Here is a 5,294-nt window from a genome sequence, read left to right as displayed (position 1 = left end):
CTACCAAGGGCAACTGCGTCCCGCGGCCTAGACTCGTGTCTCACCTCTACGTAGACACCGTGTCTCGCATCTACGTAGACAGCACAGCGGTTCCGACCGCCATAAAGACACACCGGCGCGAAGCGCACTGTCAGGGCATCGGGGGCTGCGCGCCGTCCACACCGGTGAAGTTGATCGACGAGAACTCGTGCAGCTTCTCGAGGCGGTGGTAGGCCTCGATCATGCGGACCGTGCCGGACTTGCTGCGCATGACGATCGACTGCGTGGTCGCGCCGCCGCCGTAGTACCGCACGCCCTTGAGCAGGTCCCCGTCGGTGACACCGGTCGCGCAGAAGAAGATGTTCTCGCCGGTGACGAGCTCCTCGGTGGTCAGGATCCGGTCCAGGTCGTGGCCGGCGTCGATGGCCTTCTGCCGCTCGGCGTCGTCCTTGGGAGCGAGCTTGCCCTGCAGCGCGCCACCCATGCAGCGCAGCGCCGCCGCGGCGATGATGCCCTCCGGGGTGCCACCGATGCCCAGGAGCATGTCGACACCGGAATCGGGGCGGGCGGTCGCGATCGCACCGGCGACGTCGCCGTCGGAGATCAGGCGGATGCGCGCACCGGTCTCCCGGATCTCCCGGATGATCTCGGAGTGCCGCGGACGATCCAGGATCGTGACGGTCGTGTCGGAGATGGTGCGATTCTTGGCCTTCGCGACCCGACGGATGTTCTCGGCGACCCCGGCGGACAGGTCGATGACGTCGGCGGCCTCGGGACCCACGGCGATCTTGTCCATGTAGAACACGGCCGACGGGTCGAACATGGCGCCGCGCTCGGCGACCGCGAGGACCGCGATCGCGCCCGGCGCACCCTTCGACATCAGCGTGGTGCCGTCGATCGGATCGACGGCGACGTCGCACAGCGGGCCGTCGCCGTTGCCGACCTCCTCGCCGTTGTACAGCATCGGGGCTTCGTCCTTCTCGCCCTCGCCGATCACCACGATGCCCTGCATCGACACCGAGCTGACCATGTGACGCATCGCGTCGACGGCGGCACCGTCGCCGCCTTCCTTGTCGCCACGGCCGACCCAGCGGCCTGCTGCCATCGCCGCGGCCTCCGTGACGCGGACCAACTCGAGGGCGAGGTTACGGTCCGGAGCTTCGCGGTGCGATGGGGTGGCCGTCATGGGCTACTGCCTCCTGATGCTGTCGGGTCGACGCGGTGCGTCGGCACGAGGGACGGCCGCCGAGTCGCGGGGCCGCCGAATCCGATGGTGGTTCAGGCTGTAATTGTCTCATCAGCGCCGGTGCGGTGGAGGCCGGGACCCGGACCGGCCGCGGCTCGTTCCGGTGGAGGCTGTCAGACTGGACGCGTGGCTTCCGAGAAACCCCGCATCCTGAACGACGCCCGAGATATGACGTGGTCGCTCATTCCGCTCGTCCTGGCGTGCCTCGTCATCGCTGCGATCGCAAGCCAATGTTCGTTCAACCCGGGCGGTCCCACCGCGGGTCCGGTGCCGAGCTTCGACATCGATGCAGGTCTCGAGTACGACGCGAAGGAACTGGGATTCCCCATCCGGCATCCGGAGGTCCCCGAGGACTGGCAGGCCAACTCGGGCAGCCGCAGCATCATCACCGGCCAGCAAGGCGGCGACTCGAGCACGGTCGGGTTCATCACCCCGGCCGGCCGCTACGTGCGGTTCACCCAGTCCGACGCCGGTACCGACGAGCTCGTGCGGTTCGTCGCGGGCTCGAGCCGGTTCGTCACCGGCACCGAGACCATCGACGGCCGCGACTGGACGGTGTACGCCGAGGAAGGGAGCGAGCCGCTGTGGGTCTCGGACTTCGGTGACGTGCGCATCCTGATCGGCGGATCCGGCGACGCAGCCGAGTTCGCCACGATCGCCGCCGCTGCGAACGCAGCGGAGCCCCTCACCCCGTAGGACGCTGACCTGCCCGGTCGACCGGGCAGGTCAGTCTTCTCCCTCGTCGTCCTCGCTGTGCGACAGCGCGTTCTCGACCCGTTGCCGAGCACCCGCGAGGTGCTCCTCGCACCGCTTGGCGAGCGCTTCGCCGCGCTCCCACAGCGCCAGCGACTCGTCCAGGTCCAGGCCACCCTGTTCGAGCATCTTCACCACGTTGACCAGTTCGTCGCGGGCCCTCTCGTAGCCGAGCTCCGCCACATCCGCGTTCGTGTCACTCACACCGTCATCCTCGTCGTCACTTCTCTCGTCCCATCACCGCGGCCCGCGCAGCACCGTCACCGACCCGGACCCGCAACTGGGTTCCCGGGGGCATCTCGTCGATCGACCGGACGACCTCCGGGTCGCCGTCGGGCACGATCCGCTGCACCACCGCGTAACCGCGTGCGAGGGTCGCGGCCGGACCCAGCGTCGCCAGCCGCGCCCGCAGATGCTCGATCGTGGTGGCCTGCGCCGCCAGCACCCGATCGATGTCGCGGCGGCCGGCCTGACGTAACCGCTCGACCTCCTCGCCACGCTGATCGATCGCGCGCAGCGGATCGGCCAGGACGGGCCGGGACCGCAACTGCGCCACCACGTGCTCCTCGCGGCGCACCCAGTTGCGCAGCGCCGACGCGGCCCGCGCCCGCAGATCGTCGACGAGCGCCTGCTCGGCGGCGGCATCCGGCACGACCCGTTTCGCGGCGTCGGTCGGGGTGGCGGCCCGCAGATCGGCGACGTGATCGCACAGCGGACTGTCCGGTTCGTGGCCGATCGCGCTGACCACCGGGGTCGTGCACGCGACGATCGCGCGGCACAGCGTCTCGTCGGAGAACGGCAGCAGATCCTCGACACTGCCGCCGCCGCGGGCCAGGACGATCACGTCCACCGCGGGGTCGGCGTCGAGTTCGGCGAGCGCATCGAGGATCTGCGGCACCGCGGTCGGGCCCTGCACCGCGGTGTTGCGGATCTCGAACCGCACCGCGGGCCACCGGCGCTGCGCCACCGACACCACGTCGTGCTCGGCGGCGCCGCCGCGCCCGGTGATCAGGCCGATACGGCCCGGCAGGAACGGCAGCGGCCGCTTGAGCCGCGGATCGAACAGGCCCTCCGCCGCGAGCAGCGCGCGCAACCGTTCGATGCGGGCGAGCAGCTCGCCGATCCCGACCGCGCGGATCTCGGTGACCCGCAGCGAGATGCTGCCGCGCGCCGGCCAGAACGACAGCTTCCCGAACATCACGACCCGCGCGCCCTCGACCAGCGTCACCGGTGAACTGTGAATCAGCTGCGGGGAGCACGTCACCGACAGGGACATGTCCACCGACGGATCACGCAAGGTCAGGTACGCCGTGCGCGTTCCGGGGCGCACGTTCATCTGGGTGATCTGGCCCTCGACCCAGATCGTGCCGAGCCGATCGATCCAGCCCGCGACCTTCTGCGACACGGTGCGCACCGGCCACGGGTTGTCCGCGGAGTTCGGTTGGGTGGTGGGATGCGCCGAGGTCACTTCGTGGTGGTGGTCGTGATCCGGTTCGACAACATCGTCACGAACGGCGCCCGGGCCCGTGTCGCGTTCTCGTAGTCGAGCAGCGCCGTCAGGTCCTCCACGGACAGGGTGCGCAGGCGCGCACGCAATTGCGCGAGGGTCAGCGAGGTGTAGTCGAGGTCCTCGACGATCCCGGGCACCTCGGTCCCAGCCGCGGTCGCGGCCGGTTTCGCGCTCTCATCCGATTCCGGGGCGTCGGCAGTTTTCTCGGCCGCGGTTTCGGTCTCGACGGCCGGCGGCATCGAGTACAGCGCGAACCGGCCGGGTGCCTCCGACTGTTCCGCCCCGTTGGTGGCGGCGCCGGAGTTCGGTGCCGGAGCCTCGTCCTCGTCGAACACCGCCCACTCCGGGGTTTCCTCGGCTCGGGCGCCCAGCGCCTCGAACAGACGATCCCCCTTGATCGCGAGCGCGGTCATCGACTGCTGGATCCTCATCGTCGTCTGCAGGACCTGACTGACCGTCGTCATCGGCAGCGCGAGAGCGGTCGACGGCAGCTTGAGTGTCTCTTCGTAGGCGGTGACGGCGACCCCCGCCGCCACCCGAGCCATGAACGGTGGACGGATCATGCCCCCAAGACTGCCTCACGAGCCCCACGATTGGTAGCCGAGGGGGACCGTGACGGAAGCCGACGCGGGCTCTGCCCCACAGCGGCCCGTACCCTGGAGGCATGTCTGCGCCTGTTCCACTCGAAGTCGGTATTACACGCTCGGCGGGGACCGCGTCCGCAGGGAAGCGGGTGTTGCTCGCCGAACCCCGCGGATACTGCGCCGGGGTCGACCGCGCGGTCGAAACCGTGGAGAAGGCGCTCGAGAAGCACGGCGCGCCGATCTACGTGCGGAAAGAGATCGTCCACAACCGGCACGTGGTGGACACGCTCGCCGAGCGCGGGGTCGTGTTCGTCGACGAAACCGACCAGGTTCCGCCCGGATCGGTGCTGGTCTTCTCCGCACACGGGGTGTCCCCGGCGGTCCACCAGGCGGCCGCCGCCCGTGACCTGCACACCATCGACGCGACCTGCCCGCTCGTGACCAAGGTCCACCAGGAAGCCAAGCGCTTCGCCCGCGACGACTACGACATCCTGCTCATCGGGCACGAAGGCCACGAGGAAGTCGAGGGCACCGCAGGTGAGGCCCCCGATCACGTGCAACTGGTCGACGGCCCCGACGCCGTCGACGCCGTCCGGGTCCGCGACGAATCGAAGGTGATCTGGCTCTCGCAGACCACGCTGAGCGTCGACGAAACCATGGAGACCGTGAAACGGCTGCGCGAGAAGTTCCCGCAGCTCCAGGACCCGCCGAGCGACGACATCTGCTACGCCACCCAGAACCGTCAGGTTGCGGTGAAGGCGATGGCTCCCGAATGCGATCTCGTGATCGTCGTCGGATCACGCAATTCGTCGAACTCGGTGCGCCTCGTCGAGGTGGCGCTCGGTGCCGGCGCGAAGGCCGCGCACCTCGTCGACTACGCGCGTGAGGTCGATCCGGCCTGGCTCGACGGCGTCGAGACCGTCGGCATCACCTCGGGGGCGTCGGTGCCCGAGATCCTCGTGCGCGGAGTGCTCGATCTGCTCGCCGAACACGGCTACCGCGACGTGCAGACCGTCACCACCGCCAACGAGACGCTGGTGTTCGCGCTCCCACGCGAGCTGCGCGCAGCCAGGGCCAGGTAAGGCGGCTGCGCCGCCGGTGTGCCCTTGTGGCGGCCAGAGGCGCCAGATGTACGCACCGGCGCGAAGTGCAGCTCAGTCCTCGTAACGGTCGCGGTAACGCACCGCGGGCGGCGGGTAGGCGGGAGTGCTCACCTGCGGTC

Annotated in this window: 6 protein-coding genes; 2 read left to right on the top strand and 4 right to left on the bottom strand. The window is 69.6% G+C overall.

Annotated features, from left to right (window positions below):
• Nucleotides 1-130: 130 nt before the first annotated feature.
• A complete protein-coding gene (gene glpX / locus ACN675_RS27465) occupies nt 131-1,165 on the bottom strand; it encodes a class II fructose-bisphosphatase (protein WP_197257195.1) in 1,035 nt (344 codons plus the stop codon).
• A 186-nt stretch (nt 1,166-1,351) separates the two neighbouring features.
• On the opposite strand from glpX, the gene ACN675_RS27460 reads away from it, so the two are divergent.
• Nucleotides 1,352-1,921, top strand: a complete 570-nt coding sequence (locus ACN675_RS27460) for a DUF4245 domain-containing protein (protein ID WP_420753827.1) — start codon at nt 1,352-1,354, stop codon at nt 1,919-1,921.
• 30 nt (nt 1,922-1,951) lie between these two features.
• Here ACN675_RS27460 and ACN675_RS27455 read toward each other — a convergent pair whose 3' ends face one another.
• From ACN675_RS27455 to ACN675_RS27445, 3 genes are read right to left on the bottom strand one after another with little or no spacing between them, the layout of a single operon-like run.
• Complete coding sequence (locus ACN675_RS27455) at nt 1,952-2,182, bottom strand: exodeoxyribonuclease VII small subunit (protein WP_420753826.1); 231 nt, start codon at nt 2,180-2,182, stop codon at nt 1,952-1,954.
• 16 nt (nt 2,183-2,198) lie between these two features.
• Entirely contained in the window at nt 2,199-3,446 is a 1,248-nt protein-coding gene (gene xseA, locus ACN675_RS27450) for an exodeoxyribonuclease VII large subunit (RefSeq protein ID WP_197257189.1), read from the bottom strand.
• Entirely contained in the window at nt 3,443-4,051 is a 609-nt protein-coding gene (locus ACN675_RS27445; RefSeq protein ID WP_420753825.1) for a lipid droplet-associated protein, read from the bottom strand. Before ACN675_RS27445 ends, xseA begins: the two co-directional genes overlap by 4 nt.
• Nucleotides 4,052-4,152: 101 nt before the next feature.
• On the opposite strand from ACN675_RS27445, the gene ACN675_RS27440 reads away from it, so the two are divergent.
• The gene (locus ACN675_RS27440; protein WP_248673859.1) at nt 4,153-5,154 is read left to right on the top strand and encodes a 4-hydroxy-3-methylbut-2-enyl diphosphate reductase; all 1,002 of its coding nucleotides are present in this window, start codon (nt 4,153-4,155) and stop codon (nt 5,152-5,154) included.
• The last annotated feature ends 140 nt before the right edge of the window (nt 5,155-5,294 follow it).

Origin of the sequence: Rhodococcus sp. O3 (genome assembly GCF_048897285.1) — a bacterium.
GTDB lineage: Bacteria > Actinomycetota > Actinomycetes > Mycobacteriales > Mycobacteriaceae > Rhodococcus.
This window is presented reverse-complemented; position numbering and strand designations above follow the sequence as displayed.

What these genes read in the sequence shown, in the direction of transcription:
- glpX (WP_197257195.1), bottom strand. Translation starts at nt 1,165, where the DNA reads ATGACGGCCACCCCATCGCACCGCGAAGCTCCGGACCGTAACCTCGCC.
- ACN675_RS27445 (WP_420753825.1), bottom strand. Translation starts at nt 4,051, where the DNA reads ATGATCCGTCCACCGTTCATGGCTCGGGTGGCGGCGGGGGTCGCCGTC.
- ACN675_RS27440 (WP_248673859.1), top strand. Translation starts at nt 4,153, where the DNA reads ATGTCTGCGCCTGTTCCACTCGAAGTCGGTATTACACGCTCGGCGGGG.